At 60.6% G+C, this 24,900-nt stretch carries 21 protein-coding genes and 2 tRNA genes; 5 read left to right on the top strand and 18 right to left on the bottom strand.

Annotated elements, in window-relative coordinates; translation table 11 throughout:
• Positions 1 to 5: 5 nt before the first annotated feature.
• The 5 genes from LJX92_RS02615 to rnr all read right to left on the bottom strand — a co-directional run bounded on the left by LJX92_RS02615 (position 6) and on the right by rnr (position 5,306).
• Entirely contained in the window at positions 6 to 899 is an 894-nt protein-coding gene (locus tag LJX92_RS02615) for a hypothetical protein (RefSeq protein ID WP_005784252.1), read from the bottom strand.
• A gap of 36 nt (positions 900 to 935) precedes the next feature.
• The gene (gene rpsR / locus LJX92_RS02610) at positions 936 to 1,166 is read right to left on the bottom strand and encodes a 30S ribosomal protein S18 (RefSeq protein WP_002551829.1); all 231 of its coding nucleotides are present in this window, start codon (positions 1,164 to 1,166) and stop codon (positions 936 to 938) included.
• 29 nt (positions 1,167 to 1,195) lie between these two features.
• A complete protein-coding gene (gene rpsF, locus LJX92_RS02605; protein WP_005784250.1) occupies positions 1,196 to 1,612 on the bottom strand; it encodes a 30S ribosomal protein S6 in 417 nt (138 codons plus the stop codon).
• 311 nt (positions 1,613 to 1,923) lie between these two features.
• Complete coding sequence (rlmB, locus tag LJX92_RS02600) at positions 1,924 to 2,679, bottom strand: 23S rRNA (guanosine(2251)-2'-O)-methyltransferase RlmB (RefSeq protein ID WP_228309279.1); 756 nt, start codon at positions 2,677 to 2,679, stop codon at positions 1,924 to 1,926.
• Positions 2,676 to 5,306 (bottom strand): ribonuclease R, encoded by a 2,631-nt coding sequence (gene rnr, locus LJX92_RS02595; RefSeq protein ID WP_228309278.1) that lies wholly within the window; start codon positions 5,304 to 5,306, stop codon positions 2,676 to 2,678. Before rnr ends, rlmB begins: the two co-directional genes overlap by 4 nt.
• Before the next feature lie 226 nt (positions 5,307 to 5,532).
• On the opposite strand from rnr, the gene LJX92_RS02590 reads away from it, so the two are divergent.
• From LJX92_RS02590 to LJX92_RS02575, 4 genes are all read left to right on the top strand, one after another.
• Positions 5,533 to 5,619: transfer RNA gene (locus tag LJX92_RS02590), tRNA-Leu, on the top strand.
• Between the two features lie 153 nt (positions 5,620 to 5,772).
• A tRNA-Leu gene (locus LJX92_RS02585) sits at positions 5,773 to 5,859 on the top strand.
• Positions 5,860 to 6,004: 145 nt separating this feature from the next.
• Complete coding sequence (locus LJX92_RS02580; protein WP_032878194.1) at positions 6,005 to 7,030, top strand: iron ABC transporter substrate-binding protein; 1,026 nt, start codon at positions 6,005 to 6,007, stop codon at positions 7,028 to 7,030.
• Positions 7,030 to 8,583 carry an ABC transporter permease gene (locus LJX92_RS02575; protein ID WP_228309277.1) on the top strand — a complete coding sequence of 518 codons (1,554 nt, stop codon included), beginning with the start codon at positions 7,030 to 7,032 and terminating at the stop codon, positions 8,581 to 8,583. Before LJX92_RS02580 ends, LJX92_RS02575 begins: the two co-directional genes overlap by 1 nt.
• Positions 8,584 to 8,695: 112 nt before the next feature.
• Here the strand turns inward: LJX92_RS02575 and LJX92_RS02570 are convergent, their stop codons facing one another.
• The 12 genes from LJX92_RS02570 to LJX92_RS02515 form a co-directional block, all read right to left on the bottom strand.
• A complete protein-coding gene (locus LJX92_RS02570; protein ID WP_032878197.1) occupies positions 8,696 to 10,630 on the bottom strand; it encodes a methyl-accepting chemotaxis protein in 1,935 nt (644 codons plus the stop codon).
• A gap of 139 nt (positions 10,631 to 10,769) precedes the next feature.
• Positions 10,770 to 12,059 carry an adenylosuccinate synthase gene (locus tag LJX92_RS02565; RefSeq protein ID WP_005784238.1) on the bottom strand — a complete coding sequence of 430 codons (1,290 nt, stop codon included), beginning with the start codon at positions 12,057 to 12,059 and terminating at the stop codon, positions 10,770 to 10,772.
• A gap of 54 nt (positions 12,060 to 12,113) precedes the next feature.
• A complete protein-coding gene (locus LJX92_RS02560; protein ID WP_032878199.1) occupies positions 12,114 to 13,301 on the bottom strand; it encodes an ATP phosphoribosyltransferase regulatory subunit in 1,188 nt (395 codons plus the stop codon).
• 293 nt (positions 13,302 to 13,594) lie between these two features.
• Positions 13,595 to 14,461, bottom strand: a complete 867-nt coding sequence (gene hflC / locus LJX92_RS02555; protein ID WP_003188064.1) for a protease modulator HflC — start codon at positions 14,459 to 14,461, stop codon at positions 13,595 to 13,597.
• Positions 14,461 to 15,636, bottom strand: coding sequence for an FtsH protease activity modulator HflK (gene hflK, locus LJX92_RS02550; protein WP_005784234.1), 1,176 nt, complete (start codon positions 15,634 to 15,636; stop codon positions 14,461 to 14,463). Before hflK ends, hflC begins: the two co-directional genes overlap by 1 nt.
• A 96-nt stretch (positions 15,637 to 15,732) precedes the next feature.
• On the bottom strand, positions 15,733 to 17,034 hold the full coding sequence (hflX, locus tag LJX92_RS02545; RefSeq protein WP_032878202.1) for a ribosome rescue GTPase HflX: 1,302 nt from the start codon (positions 17,032 to 17,034) through the stop codon (positions 15,733 to 15,735).
• Positions 17,035 to 17,046: 12 nt separating this feature from the next.
• Positions 17,047 to 17,307 (bottom strand): RNA chaperone Hfq, encoded by a 261-nt coding sequence (hfq, locus tag LJX92_RS02540; protein ID WP_003188059.1) that lies wholly within the window; start codon positions 17,305 to 17,307, stop codon positions 17,047 to 17,049.
• A 94-nt stretch (positions 17,308 to 17,401) separates the two neighbouring features.
• Positions 17,402 to 18,373, bottom strand: coding sequence for a tRNA (adenosine(37)-N6)-dimethylallyltransferase MiaA (miaA, locus tag LJX92_RS02535; RefSeq protein WP_103733910.1), 972 nt, complete (start codon positions 18,371 to 18,373; stop codon positions 17,402 to 17,404).
• The gene (gene mutL / locus LJX92_RS02530; RefSeq protein WP_416309129.1) at positions 18,373 to 20,289 is read right to left on the bottom strand and encodes a DNA mismatch repair endonuclease MutL; all 1,917 of its coding nucleotides are present in this window, start codon (positions 20,287 to 20,289) and stop codon (positions 18,373 to 18,375) included. Before mutL ends, miaA begins: the two co-directional genes overlap by 1 nt.
• A complete protein-coding gene (locus LJX92_RS02525) occupies positions 20,289 to 21,710 on the bottom strand; it encodes an N-acetylmuramoyl-L-alanine amidase (protein WP_032878208.1) in 1,422 nt (473 codons plus the stop codon). The genes mutL and LJX92_RS02525 overlap by 1 nt, the downstream gene beginning before the upstream one ends.
• 17 nt (positions 21,711 to 21,727) lie before the next feature.
• Positions 21,728 to 22,198 (bottom strand): tRNA (adenosine(37)-N6)-threonylcarbamoyltransferase complex ATPase subunit type 1 TsaE, encoded by a 471-nt coding sequence (tsaE, locus tag LJX92_RS02520; RefSeq protein WP_032878210.1) that lies wholly within the window; start codon positions 22,196 to 22,198, stop codon positions 21,728 to 21,730.
• The gene (locus LJX92_RS02515) at positions 22,186 to 23,046 is read right to left on the bottom strand and encodes an NAD(P)H-hydrate dehydratase (protein ID WP_032878212.1); all 861 of its coding nucleotides are present in this window, start codon (positions 23,044 to 23,046) and stop codon (positions 22,186 to 22,188) included. The genes tsaE and LJX92_RS02515 overlap by 13 nt, the downstream gene beginning before the upstream one ends.
• 63 nt (positions 23,047 to 23,109) lie before the next feature.
• Between LJX92_RS02515 and queG the strand changes: the two genes are divergently transcribed.
• A complete protein-coding gene (queG, locus tag LJX92_RS02510; RefSeq protein WP_005784221.1) occupies positions 23,110 to 24,174 on the top strand; it encodes a tRNA epoxyqueuosine(34) reductase QueG in 1,065 nt (354 codons plus the stop codon).
• Here queG and LJX92_RS02505 read toward each other — a convergent pair.
• Positions 24,171 to 24,788: a trimeric intracellular cation channel family protein gene (locus LJX92_RS02505; RefSeq protein ID WP_172833454.1), complete on the bottom strand. Its 618-nt coding sequence runs from the start codon at positions 24,786 to 24,788 to the stop codon at positions 24,171 to 24,173. The genes queG and LJX92_RS02505 overlap by 4 nt on opposite strands.
• Positions 24,789 to 24,900: the final 112 nt, after the last annotated feature.

Raw genomic sequence — 24,900 nt, 5'->3', positions numbered from 1 at the left:
AACTTTTAACCTTCACCGTTCGCGCTATCGGCATCTTTCGACGCCAGACGTCCGCGAAAATCAATCAGGCCGTCGACAATGGCCAGAACCACGAGTAACGGATAGATCAGCTGCATGAACAGCAACAGCGTGACGTACAACCCCACCAGCCAGAACCTGGCCAGGCGCTTTCGCGCAACCAGCCCGTGAATCAGGGCCAGCCCGGCAAACACCAGCGGTACGCTGCAAATCGGCGCCAGCAAGGCCATCTGTGGACCGAAGTTCGGTCCGACAACCATGCACGCCAGCAGCAACATGGCCGGCCCCGCAGGGATTCTGATACTGCGAAACTCGCGACCAAAACCACCCGGGTTGTACAACAACGCCTGCCAATAACGCCCAAGAATCAGGCTCAGCACGCTGACGACCTGCAACAATGCCGCAATCAGGCCGGTCAGGACCGGGGCAATCAGTGACGCAAACCGCGCTCGCTCATCTACCGACAACTGCTGGTAGAGATCCCCGAGAGCCAGTGGCAGGATCTTGACGATCTCCTGCGACAGCGCCTCGATTTGCGGGCGGAAAGCCGCGCCAAGCATCACTGAGTACACCAACCCCAATGCCACGCTGACCAGCAGCGTACGGACCCAGGACTCACTTGCGCGCAGAACCAACGCAAGGCTCGATGACCCCAGCAGTACCAGAAGTACCCGTGGATCACCCATTTGCAGCCACCAGATCAAGGCCGGCAACAAACCCAGGGCAAGAACGCCAAGGGCGTCCTTCAAACCGCGCCGCAGCAGCACAAGGCAACCTGCGGCAGCACCCAACCAATAAAGCAACGGCAATGCCGCACAGCCAGCCACTACCAGAGTGGCCTGCACGCGACCGCGCATGATGAACTCAGCTAAGGCGCGCATGCATTCAATCCCTTACTACTTGTCGACTGCCCGGTCTCAGCGGCCGTGGCTGTCGGTGTAGGCCAGCAGGGCCAGGAAGCGGGCGCGCTTGATAGCGGTGGCCAGCTGACGCTGATAACGTGCTTTGGTACCGGTGATACGGCTTGGAACGATTTTGCCGGTCTCGGATACGTAAGCTTTCAGAGTGTTGAGATCTTTGTAATCGATCTCTTTCACGTCTTCAGCGGTGAAGCGGCAGAATTTACGACGACGGAAGAAACGTGCCATTTGATAGGCTCCTTAATAAGGTCCGTGGATTACTCGTCAGCGTTATCGCTGTTGTCACTGTCATCAGCGCTATCATCAGCGCCTTCTTCAGGACGGTCGCGACGCTCACGGCGCTCACTGCGGTTTTCTTCAGCCTTGAGCATCTCGGATTGGCCGGTAACGGCTTCTTCGCGACGGATGACCAGGTTACGGATCACTGCATCGTTGTAGCGGAAGTTGTCTTCCAGCTCGGCCAGGGCCTTGCCAGTGCACTCAACGTTCAGCATCACGTAGTGAGCCTTGTGAACATTGTTGATTGCGTAGGCCAGTTGACGACGGCCCCAATCTTCCAGACGGTGGATTTTGCCGCCGTCTTCTTCGATCAGCTTGGTGTAACGCTCAACCATGCCGCCGACTTGCTCGCTTTGATCCGGGTGGACCAAAAAGATGATTTCGTAATGACGCATGAATGCTCCTTACGGGTTGTAGCCTGCCGCTCAAAAACGGTCAGACAAGGAGTGAATGACACTTATGGATCTTGCCGTAGGGGAGGCACATCGGTGCCTGCCAGGAAGGCAAGGGGCGCAATTGTAGAGAAGGGGGAGAAGCGGCGCAAGGTGATTGGTGATTATTTGAACAACTTTCCAAACACCACAAAATTAAATGTGGGAGGGGGCTTGCTCCCGATTGCGAGAGTTCAGTCACATCATCTGTAACTGACCCACCGCTATCGGGAGCAAGCCCCCTCCCACATTTTGGTTCTGTGCCAGGCTCGGGATTACTTCTTGGCTTTGACCTTGGCACCACGCTGACGCTGGGCTTCAAACAGGCACACGCCCGTCGCCACCGATACGTTCAGGCTGCTGACGCTACCGGCCATCGGCAAGTGCACCAGATAATCGCAATGCTCACGGGTCAAACGACGCATGCCTTTGCCTTCGGCGCCCATGATCAGGATGGTCGGGCCGGTCAAGTCCTGGTCATAAATGCTGACCTCGGCCTCGCCTGCCGTACCCACGACCCACAGGCCGCGCTGCTGGAGTTTCTCCAGGCTGCGCGCCAGGTTGGTCACGGCCACCAGCGGAATCACTTCTGCCGCGCCGCAAGCCACTTTGCGCACCACCGGCGTCAAGGTTGCAGACTTGTCTTTAGGCACGATCACTGCAAGCGCGCCGGCAGCATCTGCCGAACGCAGGCAGGCGCCGAGGTTGTGCGGGTCGGTCACGCCGTCCAGTACCAGCAACAGAGGCGCGCCTTCGGTACGGTCGAGCAGCTCGTCGAGCATCGCCTCGCCCCATACCTGGCTCGGGCTGACGTCCGCGACCACGCCCTGGTGTACACCTTCAACCCACACGTCCATTTCACGACGCTCGGCCTGGCCGATGGCAACCTTGTTTTGGGTGGCCAGTTCGACCAGCGCCTGCACACGCGGCTCACTGCGGCCTTCGGCCAACCAAACCTGCTTGACCCGCTTGGGGTGATGACGCAGCAGTGCTTCTACGGCGTGCACGCCGTAGATTTTTTCCAGACTCATGACTTGGCCTTAGGTTTGCGCGACCCGCCGCTTTTCGCGGGGGCAGAGCCCGCTTTGGGCGGGCCTTTACGATGTTTACTTGGCTTGCTCGACGGTTTTTCCGCCCCTTGGTACTTTCCCCCAGACGCCGCTTTACCACCACTTTTGGCTTCGTTGAGCAGCTGCTGCTTCAACTCGCGGCTCTTGCGCAGCTCGGCGTTTTTCGCCGCAGCATCGCTTGGGCGGTAGGCTTCAGGAGCCTTGTCCTTGGCGGAAGAGCGACGCCCCGACTTGGCAGGTGCAGGCTCGGCAGCCGTCTTCGCGCCAGTGGCCTTGCCTTTGGAAGCCGGCGCTGCGGTTTCGCTGCCACGCTTTTTGCGGCCAGCCGGCTCAGCGGGCTTGTCAGGCATACCGAAGTCGATCTTGCGTTCGTCCAGATCGACGCGCATGACCTGCACTTCGACGGTATCGCCCAAGCGGAAGCTGCGACCGGTGCGCTCGCCCGCCAGACGGTGGTGCACAGGATCGAAGTGGTAGTAGTCACCCGGCAAGGCGGTGACATGCACCAGGCCCTCGACGTAGATGTCGGTCAGTTCCACGAACAGACCAAAGCCAGTCACAGCAGTGATCACGCCCGGGAACGATTCGCCCACGCGATCCTTCATGAACTCGCACTTGAGCCAGTTCACTACGTCGCGGGTGGCTTCGTCGGCGCGGCGCTCACTCATGGAGCACTGCTCGCCCAACTGTTCCAGGGCCGCCTCGTCGTACGGATAGATCCGCGCCTTCGGAATGGTCATGGCACCGGCGCGCTTGACGTGCGGGGTGTTCTGCCTGGAGTGGATCACGCTGCGGATCGCCCGGTGCGTGAGCAAATCCGGGTAACGACGGATCGGCGACGTGAAGTGGGTGTACGCCTCGTAGTTGAGGCCAAAGTGGCCCTGGTTATCGGCGCTGTACACCGCCTGGCTCAGGGAGCGCAGCATCACGGTCTGAATCACGTGGTAATCCGGACGATCCTTGATGCTGGCCAGCAGAGCCTGGTAATCCTTGGGCGTCGGGCCGTCCTTGCCTTTATGCAGGGACAGGCCAAGCTCACCAAGGAAGGCGCGCAGTTTTTCCAGACGTTCCGGCGGCGGGCCGTCGTGGACGCGGTACAGCGCAGGAATTTCGTGCTTCTTCAGGAACTCGGCAGTGGCCACGTTGGCCGCCAGCATGCATTCCTCAATCAACTTGTGCGCGTCGTTACGGGTGGTCGGGGTGATAGCGGCGATCTTGCGCTCGGAACCGAAAACAATCCGGGTTTCCTGGGTTTCAAAATCGATCGCGCCACGGGTATGACGGGCGCCCAGCAGCACCTTGTACAGCGAGTACAATTGCTTGAGGTGTGGGACCACGCCAGCGTACTCGGTACGCAGGGCCTTGGCTTCGCTGGTCTTCGGTGTTTCCAGAATGGTGCTGACCTTGTTGTAGGTCAGGCGTGCCTGGGAGTGAATCACCGCTTCGTAGAACTGGTAGTCGGTCATTTCGCCGGTTTTGGAGATGGTCATCTCGCACACCATGGCCAAACGGTCGACTTTCGGGTTCAGGGAGCACAGGCCGTTGGACAGCTGCTCAGGCAGCATCGGGATCACGCGCTCAGGGAAGTACACGGAGTTGCCGCGCACCTGGGCTTCGTTATCCAGGGCCGAACCGATCTTCACGTAGCTGGACACGTCGGCAATCGCGACGTACAGCTTCCAGCCGCCGGAGAACAGGCGCAGCTTGCCAGGCTTGGCTTCGCAGTAGACCGCATCGTCGAAGTCGCGGGCATCTTCGCCGTCAATGGTGACGAACGGCAGATGACGCAGGTCGATGCGTTTTTCTTTGTCTTTCTCTTCGACTTCCGGCTTGAGCTTGGCGGCTTCCTTGAGCACGGCATCAGGCCAGACGTGAGGAATATCGTAGGTGCGCAGCGCAACGTCGATTTCCATGCCGGGCGCCATGTAGTTGCCGACCACTTCAACGATATCGCCCTGGGGCTGGAAGCGCGCCGTTGGCCAATGGGTGATTTTCACCTCGACGAACTGGCCGACCTTGGCGGCACCGTTGCGGCCGGGGGTGATCAGCACTTCCTGCTGGACCTTCGGGTTATCCGGAACCACAAAGCCGATGCCGCCTTCTTCGAAGTAACGGCCGACGATGGACTCGTGGGCACGGGACACCACTTCGACGATCACGCCTTCGCGACGACCGCGACGGTCCAGACCGGAAACCCGCGCCAGGGCGCGGTCGCCATCGAACACCAGGCGCATTTGCGCCGGGCTCATGAACAGATCGTCACTGCCGTCATCCGGGATCAGGAAGCCGAAACCGTCACGATGGCCGGCAATGCGGCCCAGGATCAGGTCGAGCTTGTCTACCGGCGCGTAAGTGCCACGACGGGTGTAGATCAATTGAGCATCGCGCTCCATCGCACGCAGACGGCGGCGCAGGGCTTCGAGCTGGTCTTCGGTGGTCAGACCGAATTCTTCGACCAACTGCTCGCGGCTAGCAGGCGAACCACGATCGGCGAGGTGCGCCAGGATCAGTTCGCGGCTAGGAATAGGGTTTTCATATTTTTCCGCTTCACGAGCGGCCTCGGGATCGAGGGACTGCCAATCGGCCATTAGAGAGTTTTCACCTTGTCTATATGTGGGTTAGTTTGGCATACGCGTATTGAAACGGGAAATTTCAGGTATCAACAAGCGTTTAAAAGACCTTTACGCCCCCCCACCGCGCACCTTGCACGACCACTGGCGAAATTTTCCAGGGTTTTTTCATGGCAGGGGTTTACAGCTCAAATATCGCTCCGTATAGTGCGCGCCATCGACGACGGCAACGTTGTCAGATAATGCCCAGGTGGTGAAATTGGTAGACACGCCAGCTTCAGGTGCTGGTGATCGCAAGGTCGTGGAAGTTCGAGTCTTCTCCTGGGCACCAAATTCAGATCAAACCCGCGAAAGCGGGTTTTTTCGTTTCAGACCTTTGATTTTTAACGGAAAAATTGATTTATATTTTCGAATCAGGGGTTTACAGATCAAAAAGCCCGCCGTATAGTTCGCCCCATCAACAGCGGCAACGTTGTTAGATAATGCCCAGGTGGTGAAATTGGTAGACACGCCAGCTTCAGGTGCTGGTGATCGCAAGGTCGTGGAAGTTCGAGTCTTCTCCTGGGCACCAAATTCAGATCAAACCCGCGAAAGCGGGTTTTTTCGTTTCTGACGCTCGAAAAACTCCCCAGCGATTTCCCCCCCTCGTCCGCACTTGAGAAGTTTTATCGTTTATCCTTGCAATGATTTGTTGCATATAGCGAGGAACACTTCGGATGATGATCCGCGATAACCGTCTCAAAACATCCCTTCTGCGCGGCCTGAGCCTCACCCTGCTCAGCCTGACCCTGCTCTCGCCCGCCGCCTATTCTGCCGACAAGATCGCCCTGACCTTGTACAACGGCCAACACAAGGAAGTCGGCGATGAACTCGCCAAAGCCTTTGAAGCCAAGACCGGCATTCACGTCAACGTGCGCAAAGGCAGCAGCAATCAGTTGGCCAGCCAGGTCGTCGAAGAAGGTGACCGCTCCCCCGCCGACGTGATCTATACCGAAGAATCGCCGCCGCTGAACAAACTCGGCGAGCAAGGCTTGCTGGCGAAGATCGATGCCAGCACCCTCGACGTGCTGCCCAAGGATTACGTCGGTCGTAATGGTGATTGGATGGGCGTGACTGCACGCACCCGCGTGGTGGCGTTCAATCCAAAACTGATTGCTGAAAAGGACCTGCCCAAATCCGTCCTGGATTTCGCCGGCCCCGAGTGGCAAGGCAAGGTTGGCTTCGTGCCCACCAGCGGTGCCTTCCAGGAACAAGCCGTGGCGATCATCAAACTGCACGGTCGCGAAGCCGCCGAAGAGTGGCTGACCGGCCTGCGCGCCTTCGGCAAGGTGTACAGCAACAATATGGTCGCCCTCAAGGCCGTTGAAAATGGCGAAGTGGCCACCGTGCTGGTGAACAACTATTACTGGTTTGCCCTGAAAAAGGAAAAAACCAACCTGGACTCCCAACTGCACTACTTCACCGATGGCGATGCTGGCGGCCTGATCACCGTATCCTCCGCTGCCGCACTGAAATCCAGCAAACACCCCAAAGAAGCTCAGCAACTGCTGGCATTCATGGCCAGTGAAGAAGGCCAGCGCGTGATCACCAACACCTCGGCCGAGTACCCGCTGCGCAAGGGCATGCAATCCAACCGTGGCCTCAAGCCCTTCAGCGAGCTGCAGCCGCCGAAAGTCACCCCAGCCGACCTTGGCAACGCCGAAGAAGCCCTGGAACTGGAACGTGACGTTGGCTTGAACTGATGACCGCATCGCTAACGGCCGGGGCATTCAGCCCACGGCGCAAACGCCCGTCGATCTGGCTGTTGCTGCCAGTACTGCTGCTAGTGGGCCTGAGCCTGCTGCCGCTGGCGTATGTCGGGCTCAAGGCCTGGCAAGCGGGCTGGGCAGAGGCGGTGCATCTGCTGTGGCGGCCTTATGTGTTTGGCCTGCTGCGCAACACCCTCGCGCTGATGGTCGGCGTGACCGTGACCTGTGGTGTGATCGGCCTGTCCCTGGCTTGGCTGCTGGAACGCAGCAACCTGCCGGGACGAAGGATCTGGGGCGTAATCCTGTGCCTGCCGTTTGCGGTACCTGCGTTTGTCAGCAGCTTTACCTGGGTGTCCCTGAGCGCGAGCTTCGAAGGGCTCGGTGGCGCGATTCTGGTGATGAGTCTGTCCAAGTACCCGCTGGTATTTCTACCGGTGGCAGCAACCTTGCGCAACCTTGACCCGTCCCTGGAAGAGTCCGCGCGCACCCTGGGACTGAATCGCTGGGGCGTGTTCTTTCGCGTCACCTTACCGCTGCTATGGCCGTCGCTATTGGCCGGGGCACTCCTGATAGCCCTGCACATGCTGGTGGAGTTCGGGGCCTTGTCGATCATCGGCCTGCAAACCTTTACCACCGCGATCTACCAGCAATTCGAACTGGAATTCAGCAACGCCAATGCCGCGATGCTCTCGGCGGTGTTGCTGGTGATGTGCCTGACCTTGCTGTGGCTGGAGTTGCGCGTGCGTGGCAAAGGCCGACACGTGCGCATTGGCCAGGGCGCGGCGCGACATGCCGAGCAGGTCCGGCTGGGCAAGTGGGCACCATTGGGGCAGGTGTATTGCCTGGCGCTGGCGATCATTGGCAGCGGCATTCCACTGGGGATGCTCGGTTATTGGTTGGCCGTCGGATCTTCCGCCGCGTTTCCACTGGCTGAAATTGGCGAGGCGTTGCTCTCCTCACTTGCCTTGTCGCTGGGAGGCGCGGCGTTGTGCCTGGTACTGGCGGTGCCCGTAGGTTTGCTGGTGGTGCGCTACAAAGGCCAGTTGGCACTGTGGGCCGAAGGCCTGCCTTACCTGCTACACGCCCTGCCCGGCCTGGTGATTGCACTGACACTGGTGTATTTCGCGCTGCATTACGTGCCCGCGCTGTACCAGACCTCGGCGTTGCTGCTGATCGCTTATGCGTTGCTGTTTTTGCCATTGGCCCAGGCGCCGATTCGTACGGCCTTGAACAAAGCGGCACCACAACTGGAAGAGGCGGCGCGCACGTTGGGCGCTTCGTCGTTCAGTGCGTTTTGCCGAGTGACGTTGCCGATTATCTTCCCGGCGTTAGGGGCGGCATTTGCGCTGGTGTTTCTGGATGCGATGAAGGAATTGACGGCGACTTTGCTTCTGAGCCCGACCGGGTTGAATACCTTGGCGACGGCCGTGTGGGCGCATACTTCGAATGTGGAGTTTGCGGCGGCGGCACCGTATGCAGCGTTGTTGATATTGGTGTCGGGGTTGCCGGTGTATCTACTTACGACTCGGATGTATCTGAGTCGCTGAGACCGCTATCGGGGGCAAGTCGAATCGTCGCACCGCCCCTCCCACATTTGAATGTGTTCGCAAATCAAGTGTGGGAGGGGGCTTGCTCCCGATGAGGCCGGTATGGACACCACTAAGCCCGGAACTGCCCCAGGCTCGCCTTCAACTGCGCCGCCAACCCATCCAGCACCTTGCCACTGGCCGTCGTCTCCACCACAGCCTGCGCCGCACGCTCGGCCTGGGCATGGATCACTTCCACCCGCCCACGCACCGCATGGGCGCCCTGAGCCTGGTGCTCAGCCGCACGCGTCGCCAGACCAATCGCGGCGTGCACCTGCTCCACCGACGCTTGTACTGTCTGCTGCAAACGCACACTGTCGCGCAACACCAGCAAGCCCTCATTGGCCTGGCGGCCAGCCTTGCCGATTGTTTCCACCGCCTCACGCGCGCCCTGTTGCAACGCCACGATATGCGCCTGGATGTCGCCGGTAGAGCTTTGGGTCTTGCTGGCCAGCGCACGCACTTCGTCCGCCACCACCGCAAAGCCACGTCCAGTCTCGCCCGCCCGCGCCGCTTCGATAGCCGCATTCAGGGCAAGCAAATTGGTTTGCTCGGCGATACCGTGGATCACGGTTAGCACGACTTCGATCTGCTCGCTTTGCTGCGCCAGCCGCTCAATCACCTGGGAGCCAGCCTGCACCTGCCCCGCCAACGCCTCGATCAAGCTGCCGACCTCAGCCGAGGTGCGCGAGTTCTCATCCGTGGCCTGGCGAATATCCACCACCTGCTGCAAGGCCGCTTGCATGGCGTGACTTTCGGCCTGGGCCTCGTCAGCCATTTGCGAAAGTGCGCGCAAGCTCTCTGCAACCTCGTCGCGCTGCAAACCCGCTGCCGCGTCGGCGCCCGCGTTACGCAATGTCATGGCGCCGATTTCCACACCGGTACGCTGGGCCACATCGCCCGCCTCACGCACGATGGGCTGCAACTTATCCACAAAGCGATTGACCGCCGAAGCCATATCACCGATTTCGTCCTTGCTGTTGATCTGCACACGCTTGGTGAGGTCGCCCTCGCCTGCCGCCAAGTCGTCCATGGCGGCAATAAGCAGCTTGAGACGATTGACCACGCGCCGGCCCAACACAACAGCGAGCAACAGCAATACGCCAAGCCCCACCAATGCCAGGCCCATGCCGATACGCCAACGCAGGGCGCCCGCCGCTTCTTGCACGGCGCTGGAGGTGTTTGCAGTCATTTGGGTGGCAGTTGCCTGTGCCGACTGCAGCCTGGCGCCCATGGCGCTGGCACTATCAGCCGCCGCCCCCTGGAGGCTATCGCCCACCAGTTGATCACCGCTGGCGATCAGCGCGGCAAAGCGCTTATCCAACGCTTGCAGGTCGGCCTCAACCGCAGCGGTCGACACGCCCATGCGCACCTTGCCGATTTCCACACCATTTGGGCTGATGGAGGCTTCGACGTAGTACACCGACGGGTCTGTCTTGGCCGCGTTCAGCACTTTATCGAGGGCACGCTCACCCGCACCCTTTGCCAGCAACGCCTGGTTGATCGGGTTATCACGGTTCAGATAACGCGTCAGGTGCTCACCCGCGGCGTCGTCATACACGACGAACAACACGTTGGGATTGCGTTGGGCACGCCGGGCAAATTCCGAGAGTGTTGGCACATCGCTGTCCCACATGGCGCGGGGCGCGACCGAGGCCAGCAACTGCGCCATGTCATTGGCGGAGTCCTTCAGGTCTTTTTCCAGGGTCGCACGCAGTTGCTTCTGCTCTTCCTGCAGACGCGTGGAAAGCCCGGCTGTCAGGCGCTGGCGCGTGCTGGAGGACAAGCTGTCGAGGCTGGACGTGACCTCCTTGCCGGCCTGGGCCAATTCGCCAGACAGTTTCTGACTATCGATGCCCAGACGATTACCCAAATCAGCTTCCAGCGCGGTCACGGTGCTCCGCGTCAGCGCGACGGCAACCAGCACTTGCACCAAAAGGGCGATACCAAGGGTAACGAACACCGGCCGCAACAGACGGCTTTGTAACAACGAGAGAACGGCAGACACTGGAAACCCCTCCACCACGGGTGCCACTAATTTGATAGCACCTCGAAAGAGGGAAACACAGCAAGGGTCGTGCCGTTTGCCAGGCAGAAACGACAAAGGGCTCCCGAAGGAGCCCTTTGCTTTTTACATCAACAATTTATTAAGCGAACGGGTGACGCAGAACGATGGTCTCGTTGCGGTCCGGGCCGGTCGAAATAATGTCGATCGGTGCACCGATCAGCTCTTCCACACGCTTGATGTAAGCGCGGGCGTTGGCTGGCAGTTCTTCCAGGGTCTTGGCGCCCACGGTCGATTCGGTCCAACCTGGCACTTCTTCGTACACAGGCTGCAGGCCCACGTAGCTGTCAGCGTCGGTCGGGGCAACGTCGTTGCCTTGCGCGTCTTTGTAGCCGACGCAGATGTTGATGGCTTCCAGGCCGTCGAGTACGTCCAGCTTGGTCAGGCAAATGCCCGAAATGCTGTTCACATCGATAGCGCGACGCAGGATAACGGCGTCGAACCAACCGCAACGACGAGCACGGCCAGTGGTGGCGCCGAATTCGTGACCTTGCTTGGCCAGGTGCGCGCCAACGTCGTCGAACAGCTCAGTCGGGAACGGACCCGAGCCTACACGGGTGGTGTAAGCCTTGGTGATGCCCAGGATGTAGTCCAGGAACATCGGACCAACGCCTGAACCTGTGGCAACGCCGCCAGCAGTGGTGTTGGAGCTGGTCACGTACGGGTAGGTGCCGTGGTCGATGTCCAGCAACGAGCCCTGGGCGCCTTCGAACATGATGTCTTTGCCGGCGCGACGCAGGTCGTGCAGCTCGGCGGTCACGTCCAGCATCAGCGGCTTGAGCAGCTCTGCGTATTCCTTGCACTCGGCCAGGGTCTTGTCGAACTCGATGGCAGGCTCTTTGTAGTAACCCACCAGCATGAAGTTGTGGTAATCCACCAGTTCACGCAGCTTGTCTTCAAAGCGCGGCATGTTGAGCAGGTCGCCCACACGCAGGCCACGACGCGCAACCTTGTCTTCATAGGCCGGGCCGATGCCGCGACCGGTAGTGCCGATCTTCAGCTCGCCACGGGCCTTTTCACGGGCCTGGTCCAGTGCAACGTGGAAGGACAGGATCAGCGGGCAGGACGGGCTGATGCGCAGGCGCTCGCGCACCGGTACGCCTTTCTCTTCCAGCTTGGTGATCTCGCGCAGCAAGGCGTCAGGTGCAACTACCACGCCGTTGCCGATCAGGCACTGCACGCCTTCGCGCAGTACGCCCGACGGAATCAGGTGCAAGACGGTTTTTTCGCCATCGATGACCAGGGTGTGGCCAGCGTTGTGGCCACCCTGGTAGCGCACTACGGCGGCAGCATGTTCGGTCAGCAGATCAACGATCTTGCCTTTGCCCTCATCACCCCATTGGGTGCCCAGGACTACGACATTCTTACCCATAACACTTGTCCTCATTCGCGCAAACTTGGTGCCGGCGATGGCCGGCAGGAAAACTCAAGAAGCCAGTGGCGATACTTGCCAAAGCCCGTTCTGCTGAATCAATTGCCGGTCGCAGTCCGCTTCACGGGCGGCGGCCAATGGCTGCCCAGGCAAGGCCTGGACCACACGCTGACCCTCACTGCGTAACTGGCAAACCTGCTGCCAGAGCGCCGCGTCCGTACTGTCGGGCATCCAGATGCCACCAGACGGCAGCTCGACCTCAGCACGCCCCAGGGTCACCAGGGTTTTCAAATCGGTGGAAAAACCAGTGGCCGGACGCGCGCGACCGAAGTCGGCGCCGATATCGTCGTAACGACCACCTTGGGCGATGGCCTGGCCAACACCCGGGACAAATACCGCGAACACCACACCGGTGTGGTAGTGGTAGCCGCGCAACTCGCCCAGATCAAAATACAGCGGCAGCTGCGGGAACCGCGCCGACAAGCGTTCGGCAATCGCCAGCACGTCATCCAGTGCCGCCAATACCGGCGCCGGCGCATTGGCCAGGCGCTCACGCGCAGCCACCAGCACTTCACGACCACCGCACAGGTCCACCAGCGCACGCAGCATACCGGCCAGTTCAGCCGGCACACCCTCGGTCAGGGCGATCACTTCGTCGATCGCCTTGCGCTGCAGGGCATCGAACAACTGTTGCTCCACCTCACCGGACAAGCCGGCCGCACGGGCCAGGCCACGATAGATACCGACGTGGCCCAGGTCCATGTGGACATCCGGCACGTCAGCCAGTTGCAGCATGGCCAGCATCAGGCTGATCACTTCAACGTCGCTGCTCGGGCTGGCATCGCCGTACAACTCGGCACCCAACTGGATCGGGCTGCGCGAAGACGACAAGGCTCGCGGTTGGGCATGCAACACGCTGCCGGCGTAGCACAGGCGGCTCGGACCTTCGCGGCGCAGGGTGTGCGCGTCGATGCGCGCCACTTGCGGCGTGATGTCGGCACGGAACCCCATTTGCCGGCCCGATTGCGGGTCGATCACCTTGAAGGTGCGCAGATCCAGGTCCTGGCCCGCGCCGGTCAGCAGGGATTCCAGGTACTCGATATGGGGAGTCACGACAAACTCGTAACCCCAGCTCTGGAACAGATCCAACACCTGGCGACGCGCTACTTCAATGCGCGCAGCTTCTGGTGGCAGTACTTCTTCGATGCCATCTGGCAGCAGCCAGCGGTCTACCGTTGCCATTACGCCATTCCCCTTTGATCCGGGCGGCCAGCCCTCGGCCGAGCCTTGAGTGAAGCAGAAAATACCCGCCTCCTGCATAAACCACGCGCAAGAGCGACGTGACGAACGGCCTGCAAACGGCCTCGTCGGGCACTTTCCTCGAAAAACCTGTCACGCCTGCCGAATCAAACATGCAGACGCAAAAAAGCCGGGAATTTCCCGGCTGCCGCATCATACACCCGTTTTCTGAAAGGATCACCCCGCCAGGCATTTTAGCCGCCCGACGGAGTACCCCCTACAGAATCACAGGCCTGTTACTTGGACTTTTCCAGGTAGCGGAAGAAGTCGCTGCTTGGGTCCAGCACCAGTACGTCGGTTTTGTTCGCGAAGCTTTCACGGTAGGCACGCAGGCTACGGTAGAACGCGTAGAACTCCTGGTCCTGGCCGTAAGCCTTGGCGTAGATCGCCGCCGCTTGAGCATCACCATCACCGCGGGCCTCTTCAGACTCACGATAGGCCTCTGCCAGCAGGACTCGGCGCTGACGGTCAGCATCGGCGCGGATACCTTCAGCCAGCTCGTTACCCTTGGCACGGTGCTCACGAGCTTCACGCTCACGCTCGGTGCTCATACGTTCGAACACGCTGCGGTTCACTTCCTTGGGCAGGTCAATGGCCTTGACCCGGACATCGACGACTTCGATACCCAGCTCTTTTTCCGCCATGGTGTTCAGCGAACGGGTGATATCCGCCATCAGCGCATCACGTTCACCAGAAACCACCTCATGCAGGGTGCGCTTACCAAACTGGTCACGCAGGCCCGATTCCAGACGACGGGACAAACGCTCGTCGGCAATCTGCTTGAGGCCGGAGGTCGCGGTGTAGAAGCGCTCGGCATCCTTGACGCGCCACTTGGCGTAGGCGTCAACCATCACGGCTTTCTTTTCCAGGGTCAGGAAGCGCTGTGTCGGTGCATCCAGGGTCATCAGGCGGGCGTCGAACTTGCGCACCTGGTTGACGTAGGGGACTTTCACATGCAGGCCTGGCTGGACATCCGCCTGGACCACGCGACCGAATTGCAGCAGCACCGCACGCTCGGTCTGAGCCACGATGTAGAAGCAGTTCCAGGCAGCGATGACCACGACGACGCCCACAATCAGGGCGGTCAGCGATTTATTGCTCATCAACGACTCTCCCTGGTACGTGTTTGCTGTTGCAGCAAGTCAGCGGCCGCACGGGCGCTCGCTTCGTTGGCAGCGGCATTCGAACCGGTGGACGGTGCGCTGGTGCCGCTACGACCACTTTCGATCATCTTGTCCAGCGGCAGGTACAGCAGGTTGTTCTGCCCACCCTTGTTGCCGGTCACGAGAACCTTGCTGGTGTTGCTGAAAACTTCCTGCATGGTGTCCAGGTACAGACGCTCACGCGTGACTTCCGGCGCCTTGCGGTACTCGGCAACCAGCTTGGTAAAGCGATCTGCCTCACCCTTGGCGCGCGAGACCACTTCGTCGCGATAACCGTTGGCATCTTCAAGGATGCGCTGGGCCTGACCACGGGCTTCCGGCACAACGCCGTTGGCATAGGTTTCAGCCTGGTTGCGCGAACGCTGCTCGTCTTCACGGGCGCGGATCACATCGTCAAACGCTTCCTGCACTTCACGCGGTGCCGCGGCGCTCTGTACGTTCACCTGAGTGACAGTGATACCGGTGCGGTAGGTATCGAGGAACCGTTGCAGGCGCTCCTTGATTTCACTGGCCATCAATTCACGACCTTCGGTCAGCACCTGGTCCATGGCGGTGGAACCCACCACATGGCGCAGGGCACTTTCGGTTGCGTGTTGCAGGCTGATCTCCGGCTGATCAACGTTCAGCACGAAATCCTGCAGGTTGCTGATCTTGTACTGCACGGTCAGCGGCACTTCGACGATGTTCTCGTCTTCGGTCAGCATCTGGCCCTGCTTGGTGTACGCACGCTCACGCGTGACGTTTTCCATGTACTTCTTGTCGATCGGCGGGAAATAGATGTTCAGGCCCGGCCCGACAGTCTCGTAGTACTTGCCGAAGCGCAGCACCACGGCTTGCTCCTGCTCGTCCACCACGTAGACCGCGCTGTACAGCCATACGGCCGCGAGCACGACAAGACCCAGGCCCAGCAGGCCGTAGCCGCCGCCCTTGCTGGTGCGACCGCCGTCGTCACCGCCACGTTTTTTTCCACCACCGAACAACCCATTCAGGCTTTCCTGCAGCTTTCGGAAGGCCTCGTCGAGATCCGGTGGCCCCTTGCGGTCGCCATTATTGCGGCGCTTACCACCCCAAGGATCCTGATTATTCGAGTTGCCACCCGGCTCATTCCAAGCCATAGCGCTCTCCATCTGATAAAGCAAAGACGCACCCACGGCGCGCCGACCAATGCTACAGAATGCCTGCTACTGCGGCACAACCGCTTTCTCAGGCTTTTATTGCAAAGTGTGTTGTTCAATGAACTCCGCCGGCACAACACCCTCGCGACTGACCAGTCGATTGAGCTCCGAGCGTGGCAATCGAACGGCCAGCAAGCTGACACCTTCTTCGTCGTGTTCTTCTTTCTGTACCGCACCCAGTTCGAAAAACTGTGCCCGCAGTCGAGCAAAACGCTGCGGCAAGCGCAAGGTGCCGACAAACAAATCGCTGCCCAGCAGTTCGGCAATTGCTTGCTCAAGCAGGTCCAAACCACTGCCATCACGCGCCGACAGCCAGACCCGCTGGGGCTTGCCGTTTTCGTCACGCTGGATTTGTGGCTCAACACCTTCAAGCAAATCGAGTTTGTTATAGACCTCGAGGATCGGCAAGTCCTGGGCACCAATCTCGCCCAGCACCACCATGACCTGTTCAATCTGCAACATGCGATCCGGTTCGGCCGCATCGATCACGTGCAGCAGCAGGTCGGAATTGCTCGACTCTTCGAGCGTAGACCGAAATGCCTCGACCAGCTTGTGCGGCAAGTGACGAATGAAACCCACGGTATCGGCCAGGACAATCGGCCCCAGGTCGTCTATGTCCAGACGGCGCAAGGTCGGGTCGAGGGTGGCGAACAGTTGGTCGGCCGCGTACACGTCCGATTTCGTCACGTTGTTGAACAGCGTGGACTTGCCGGCGTTGGTATAGCCCACCAGGGACACGGTAGGGATATCCGCACGGGAACGGCCACGGCGCGATTGTTCGCGCTGGCTGCGGACTTTTTCCAGGCGGCCCTTGATCTGGCGCAGGCGAACCCGCAGCAGACGCCGGTCGGTTTCCAGCTGGGTTTCACCCGGACCGCGCATACCGATGCCGCCACCTTGACGCTCAAGGTGAGTCCAGCCGCGAACCAGGCGGGTGCTCATGTGATCAAGCTGGGCCAGTTCGACCTGGAGCTTGCCTTCATGGGTACGGGCGCGCTGGGCGAAAATATCGAGAATCAGGCCGGTACGGTCGATCACGCGACACTCGAAAACACGTTCGAGGTTACGTTCCTGACTGGGCGTGAGGGTGTGATTGAAGATCACCAGATCGGCTTCTTCAGCGTGAACCAGGTCGCGCAGTTCCTCGACCTTGCCGCTGCCGATCAGGTATTTGGCGGTTGGCCGATGACGCGGCACGTTAAAAAACGCAACGGTCTCGGCGCCGGCCGAATTTGCCAACTCCTGAAACTCCTGCGGATCTTCGCGCGCCTCAGGGTCCTGTCCATCCAAGTGAACGAGGATTACTCGCTCACCACCACCGTGGCGCTCAAAGAACAAAGGAGACTCCTATCAGGCGTTACCTGGCTCAGCGTCACCCTGTTCATCACCTGCTGCGCTAGGCAGACGGATTGGACGAACTGGAACGACTGTCGAGATAGCGTGTTTGTAGACCATCTGGCTGACGGTGTTTTTCAGCAGGATCACGAACTGGTCGAACGACTCGATCGTGCCTTGCAACTTGATACCGTTGACCAGATAGATGGAAACCCCAACTTTCTCTTTACGTAAAGTGTTCAAGTAAGGGTCTTGTAGCGAATGCCCTTTTGACATGTGCCGCACTCCTTTAAGGATCAATAATAAAAAATCGGAAAATAGATAGCTTATGGCCGTCACACCCCCAAGGATAGACGGCAATTGCAAGGACTCAGCTCAATATGGAGACCGTTCCCAAGTATTTCAAGGCGCGTGACAGATTGTCGCTGTCCAGGCTGTCCAACCAGTGCAAATCGCTCCAGCTGCGCAGCCAGGTGAACTGGCGCTTCGCCAATTGGCGCGTGGCGATGATGCCGCGCTCCTGCATTTCGGCTGACGTCAGCTTGCCATCCAGATGATCCCAGACTTGGCGGTAGCCTACAGCACGTATCGAAGGCAGCCCGGCATGCAGGTCACCTCTTGAACGCAGTGCTACGACCTCGTCCACAAACCCCTGTTCCAACATAATTGTGAATCTTTGTGCAATTCGTTCATGCAGCACCTGGCGATTTGCCGGAGCGATGGCCAGATTCGCCACAGTATAGGGCAATTGTGACTGTCCAGATGCGCCTGCATCAGCACTTTGCGCACTTTGTTTCAGCCGATGTTCAGTCATGGTCTGGCCGCTGACACGCCAAACTTCCAGGGCACGGGTAAGGCGCTGGGGATCATTGGGGTGGATGCGCGCTGCGGACACGGGGTCCACCGCTGCCAACTGGTCGTGCAGGGCTTGCCAGCCAAGGCGTACAGCCTCTTCTTCGAGTTCGGCGCGCACCTGGGCATCGGCAGGCGGCATATCGGCCAGCCCCTCCTGCAATGCCTTGTAGTAGAGCATGGTGCCACCCACCAGCAGCGGGATATTACCGCGCGCGGTGATCTCGGCCATGGCCGCCAGGGCATCGGTGCGAAAATCCGCAGCCGAATAGCTCTGCGCCGGGTCGATGATGTCGATCAATTTATGCGGATATTGGGCCAATAGCGCTTTGGACGGCTTGGCCGTGCCGATATCCATGTCCCGGTAAACCAGGGCAGAGTCGACACTGATCAACTCGCAGGGCAACACCTTGGTCAGCTCGATGGCCAGGTCCGTCTTGCCGGCGGCCGTGGGGCCCATCAGGAAGATCGCGGGGGGCAAGGCGCTCATCAACGGCCGCGCAAGAACAGTTTGTCCAGATCGTCCAGGCCCATTTGGGTCCAGGTCGGTCGGCCATGGTTGCATTGGCCGCTGCGCTCGGTGTTTTCCATGTCACGCAGCAGGCCGTTCATTTCCGGCAGGGCCAGGCGGCGATTGGCGCGGATGGCGCCGTGGCAGGCCATGGTGCCGAGCAATTCGTTGATATGCGCCTGGATACGGTCGCTGGTGCCGTATTCCATCAGGTCTGCCAGCACGTCGGCCACCAGGCGGTTGGCTTCGGCCTGCTTGAGCAGCGCGGGAATCTGACGGATCGCCAGGGTTTCCGGGCCCAGGCGTTGTAGCTCAAAACCCAGCTTCTGGAACACGCTGTGGTGTTCTTCGGCGCAATCGGCCTCGCGCTGGCTCACGGCCAGGGACTCCGGCACCAGCAGCGGCTGACCGCTGAGGCCTTCGCTGGCCATGGCGATCTTCAGGCGTTCGTACATGATCCGCTCATGGGCGGCATGCATGTCCACCAGCACCAGGCCATGGGCGTTTTCCGCAAGGATGTAGATGCCCTTGAGTTGCGCCAGGGCATAGCCCAGCGGCGGGATATCACCGCCGCCTTCCGGCAATGAAGGGGCAATACCCGGCTCGGCGCTCGGCAGCGGCGCGAAAAACTCACGGTACGCCGCCTGGGCCTCAGCCACCGGCACCGTCGACTGCGGACGCGGTGTGTATTGGTACTGGTAACCCGCACCGGCACCCGAGTTTGGCGCCGTGTAGGCTGGCTGCGACGGCGTCGATTGCAGCAGGTTGGCCGCCAGGCTCATTTCACCTTGCGGACCGAACTCACCGGCCTCAGGACCGCTCGGGCGCACCACCGCCGTGACAATCGGCGCTGACAGTTGATCATCCGGGCGCACATCGCCCAAGGCGCGGTGCAGCGTGCCATACAGGAAGTCATGCACCATGCGCCCGTCCCGGAAGCGTACTTCGTGCTTGGTCGGGTGCACGTTGACGTCGACCACCGACGGGTCGACCTCGAAGAACAGCACAAACGTGGGGTGCCGGCCGTTGAACAGCACGTCGCGATAAGCCTGGCGCACCGCGTGGGCTACCAGCTTGTCGCGAACCGCACGGCCATTCACAAAGAAGTACTGCAAGTCGGCCTGGCTACGGGAGAACGTCGGCAACCCCACCCAACCCCACAACCTCAGGCCATTGCGCTCGATTTCAATCGGCAGCGCCTGCTCCAGGAAACCGCTGCCGCACACGGCTGCCACACGTCGTGCGCGGGCGGCGTCGTCGTTGGCTTCGTGCAGACTGAGGATGGTCTTGCCGTTGTGGCGCAGGTGAAACGCCACATCGAAACGGGCCAGGGCCAGGCGCTTGATGACTTCTTGCAGGTGATCGAATTCGGTTTTCTCGGCCTTGAGGAATTTGCGCCGCGCCGGGGTGTTGAAGAACAGGTCGCGCACCTCCACCGAAGTGCCCACCGGGTGTGCAGCCGGCTGGACCCGAGGCGCCATGTCGCGGCCTTCAGTTTCAACTTGCCAGGCTTGCTCGGCGTCGCGGGTGCGGGAGGTCAGGGTCAGGCGCGCCACGGAACTGATGGAGGCCAGTGCTTCACCGCGAAAACCCAGGCTCATGACCCGCTCAAGGTCTTCCAGATCACGGATCTTGCTGGTGGCGTGACGGGCCAGAGCCAGCGGCAGATCATCGGAGGAGATGCCGCTGCCGTCATCACGTACCCGCAGCAACTTGACGCCGCCCTGCTCCACGTCGACATCGATGCGCCTGGCACCAGAGTCGATGCTGTTTTCCAGCAGCTCCTTGATCACCGACGCAGGGCGCTCGACGACCTCACCCGCAGCAATCTGGTTAGCCAGGCGCGGGCTGAGCAATTCGATGCGCGAGCCGCTGTTCAACAAGGATTCGCTCATTACTGTGCCGCCAATTCAGTGCCGGGAATGGTCAACACCTGGCCGATCTTCAACTCATCGGTTTTCAGGTTATTGGCGCTGCGCAGGGCCGCAGGCGTGACCTGGAAACGTACCGCCAGCATGGCAACGGTGTCGCCGGGCTGCACACGATGGTCACGCGGGCCCTGGGCGATTTTGCCGGAATCGCGTAGCCAGGCGATATAAGTGCCCGGTGGTGGGTTCTGCTGGAAGAACTGGCGCACGCCCGCACTGATGGAGCGCGCCAGCGCTTGCTGGTGGCTGGCGCTGGCCAGCTTGGAGGCCTCGTTGGCGTTGGAGATAAACCCGGTTTCCACCAGGATCGACGGGATGTCCGGCGACTTCAACACCATGAACCCGGCTTGTTCCACCCGCTGTTTATGCAGCGACGTCACACGACCGATATTGCTCAGGACTTTCTGGCCAACGTTAAGGCTGGAGGTCAGCGAGGCGGTCATCGACAGGTCGAGCAGCACACCGGCGAGCATCTTGTCCTTGTCATCGAGGGACACGTTGCCGGCCCCGCCGATCAAGTCGGAGCGGTTTTCACTGTCGGCCAGCCAGCGGGCGGTCTCGGACGTGGCACCGCGATCCGACAGGGCAAATACCGAGGCACCAAATGCAGCAGTTGAAGGCGCGGCGTCGGCGTGAATGGACACGAACAGGTCTGCACCCTTCTTGCGCGCAATTTCGGTACGGCCACGCAACGGAATGAAGTAGTCACCGGTGCGGGTCAGCTCGGCGCGGTAGCCTTTCATGCCGTTGACCTGGCGTTGCAGCTCGCGAGCGATGGCCAGTACCACGTCTTTCTCATGCTGGCCGCGTGAGCCGGAAGCCCCCGGATCTTCGCCACCGTGGCCGGCGTCGATCACCACGATAATGTCGCGCTTGCCTGCCGGCGCGGGCGGCGGCGGTGGCAATTTGACCTGGGGTTGCGACGGGTTGACCGGCACCGCAGGCACGGTAGCCACGCTTGGCGTCGGCGCAGGCGGTGGTGCCGCGTCGGCGGGGTTGTCGAACAGGTCGACCACCAGTCGGTTACCGTATTGGGCGTTGGGCGCCAGGGAGAAGCTCTTTGGCGTCACGGCCTTTTTCAGGTCGATGACCACGCGCAAGTCGGTCGGCGTACGCTGGGCCGAGCGCATGGCGGTAATCGGGGTATTGGCGGTAGACACCTTCAGCGGCGCGGCCAGGCTCGCACCGTTGATGTCGATCACCAGGCGATCAGGCGCCGTCAGGGTAAAGACGCTGTGCTGGACCGGGCCAGACAGGTCGAACACCAGTCGCGTGTTATCCGGCGCTCGCCACAGGCGAACGCTCTTTACCTGTGAAGCAGCCAGAGCATTGACAGTCATTGCCGCAAGCAACACCCCCACGACAGCAACCAACGCGCGAAAGCGCATACCTAACCCCACCAATTTTATTTGAATTCCAATGCCAGAGCGGTGCACCACGCTTCAGCGCGCACGCTCTGGGGCAACAACTTCAGCTGACGTCCGTGCTCATGCGGCGTAATGGTAATGGTCATGTCTGGCTTTGGCAAAAAGCCTGTGCCTTTATCTGGCCATTCGATCAGGCACAGCGCATCTTCATCGAAGTAATCACGGATGCCCATGTACTCCAGTTCCTCTGGATCTACCAGGCGATAAAGATCGAAGTGGAAAGCACGCACGTCGCCGATCTCGTAGGGCTCGACCAACGTAAAGGTCGGGCTTTTTACCGCGCCGGTATGGCCCAGGCCGCGAATAATCCCCCGGGACAATGTGGTTTTGCCTGCGCCGAGATCGCCTTCGAGAAAGATCAACCCTGCCCCTTGCGTGACCTGCGAAAGACGCTGCCCCAACGCGACCATGGCCTCTTCATCTGCCAGGAAAAGAATTACTTCAGGCACGGCGACTGCTCCTCCAGCAATTGACGAATGGCAGGGATCAGGTCGCTGGCAGCCAGCCCCCGACCAAAACTGCCCTGGCGGTCGCCAGCGGTAGCGTGCAACCACACGGCCAGGCAGCTTGCCTCGTACGCGGGCATACCCTGAGCCAATAGCGCGCCGACCAGACCAGCCAAGACATCCCCAAGCCCCGCCGTCGCCATCGCCGGGTGGCCTTGATCACAACGGGCAAGCCGTCCATCCGGGCTGGCAATCAAACTGCCAGCACCCTTGAGGATAGCCACTGCATTGAATTTTTGGCTCAACGCGCGCGCCACATTAAGGCGATCGGCCTGAACCTCGGCTGTCGATAGCCCCAACAAACGCGCAGCTTCGCCCGGATGAGGAGTAATCACACAGTTGGCCGGCAGCTCGACGCTGCCAGTGGCCAGTTGATTGAGCGCGTCGGCGTCCCACACCTGCGGCTGGCGGGCATTGGCCGCGACCGACAACAGGCTTTTGCCCCAAGCGGCATCGCCCAGGCCTGGGCCAATGACGATCACCGAGATTTTTTCCAGCAGGCCCATCAACTGGTTGGCCGAGCTCACGCCGACAGCCATGACTTCCGGCAGCCGGGCCAGAGCGGCTGGCACATGTTCCGGTCGAGTTGCCAGCGAGACCATGCCGGCGCCACCGCGCAGGGCACTTTCGGTGCTCAGCAGCGCCGCACCGCCAAAGCCACGGTCACCACCGATGACCAGCAGGTGGCCGAACTGGCCCTTATGGGCGTCCGGAGAACGCGCAGCCAGTTGCGGCAAATGGCCGGGCAACAACAGCTGAACGTCGGTAATTGGGTGTTTTGTCTGAGGCATGCGTCTTCAAGCTCCGATGTCTGGCAGAATTATACGCATCTAACCTGTGGTTTCCCGTGTCTCATGCCTGCTATTACCTCCGATCTGCCCGCCCTCGCCCAATCGATCAAAGACTGGGGCCGCGAGCTGGGCTTTCAACAAGTCGGCATCAGTGGCCTGGACCTGGCTGAGCATGAACAGCACCTGCAACGCTGGCTCGACGCGGGCTACCACGGCGAGATGGACTACATGGGCGCCCACGGCAGCAAACGCTCCCATCCCGATGAACTGGTACCCGGCACCTTGCGCGTGGTGTCACTGCGCATGGACTACCTGCCCGGCGACACCCAGATGGCGCAACTGCTGGGCCAGCCGGAAAAAGCCTATATCTCGCGCTACGCCCTGGGCCGCGACTACCACAAGCTGATCCGCAAGCGCGTGCAGCAGCTGGCCGACCGCATCCAGGCGCAGATCGGGCCGTTCGGCTTTCGCGCCTTTGTCGACAGCGCGCCGGTCCTGGAAAAAGCCATCGCCGAACAAGCCGGATTGGGCTGGATCGGTAAAAACACCCTTGTGCTCAACCGCAAGGCCGGCAGTTATTTCTTCTTGAGCGAACTGTTTGTCGATTTACCGTTGCCGGTGGACCCACCCCACACTACCGAGCACTGCGGCCGTTGCACGGCGTGCCTGGACATCTGCCCCACCAACGCCTTCGTCGGTCCTTACGTGCTGGACGCCCGGCGCTGCATCTCCTACCTGACCATCGAACTCAAGAGCGCCATTCCCGAGGACCTGCGCCCACTGATCGGCAACCGCGTCTTTGGCTGCGATGACTGTCAGATCGTTTGTCCATGGAATCGTTTCGCTCGACCCACTGCCGAAAGCGATTTCAAGCCCAGGCACAACCTGGATAACGCCGAGTTAGCCGAACTATTTATGTGGGACGAGGATAAATTCCTCAGCAGCACCGAGGGCTCCCCCCTGCGCCGCGCCGGTTACGAGCGCTGGTTACGCAATCTGGCGGTGGGCCTGGGCAATGCGCCGTCAAGCATTCCGGTATTGGAAGCCTTGAAGGCGCGGCGGGACTACCCCTCAGAGCTGGTTCGCGAGCATGTGGAATGGGCGCTGAACCAGCACGCGGCCCGCTAGTGTACGTCGTCGTTGTAGACGAACTTGGGCATTTCCCAGTGAAAACGGATCGCCAGCAGGCGCAATAGAAAGCCGCTGAACAGCGTCAACAGAATCGCCTGTTCGCTCGGCAGTTCCAGATACAGGCACAGCAAGTAGAACCAGGCGGCCAGGAACGACACGCTGGCGTACAACTCGCGGCGGAAGATCAGCGGAATGTCGTTACAGAAGATATCCCGCAGGATGCCCCCGAATACGCCGGTGATGACCCCGCTGACGGACGCCACCAACATGCCGTGACCCATTTCCAGGGCGGTCATGCAGCCGATCAGGGTGAATGCCACCAACCCCAAGGCGTCCAGCGCCAAAAACAGTGAGCGCAGGCGGCGCATCAGCGGCGCGATAAAGATCGTCACCAGCGCCGCGACGGAGGTCAGCACCAGGTACTCCGGGTGCTTGACCCAGGTCAGCGGGTAGTGGCCGAGCAGCACATCGCGCACCGAACCACCGCCCAGGGCCGTCACGCAGGCGATGAGCACCACGCCAAACCAGTCCATGCCGCGCCGACCGGCGGACAAGGCGCCGGTCATGGCTTCGGCGGTGATGGCGATGAGGTAGAGCATCAACAGCATGATGGCGATCCTTGCAGGGAGGCCGGCAGTCTAATCATTTGCTGATGGCACCAAAAGGGGGCAAACGCTCTCCAACACTTGGATTTGCAAACCCATTCAAGTGTGGGAGGGGGCT

The sequence above is a fragment of the Pseudomonas sp. HN8-3 genome, assembly GCF_020790195.1.
GTDB lineage: Bacteria > Pseudomonadota > Gammaproteobacteria > Pseudomonadales > Pseudomonadaceae > Aquipseudomonas > Aquipseudomonas synxantha_A.
The sequence above is the reverse complement of the archived record's forward strand: the minus strand, read 5'-3'. Positions and strand labels throughout refer to the sequence as shown.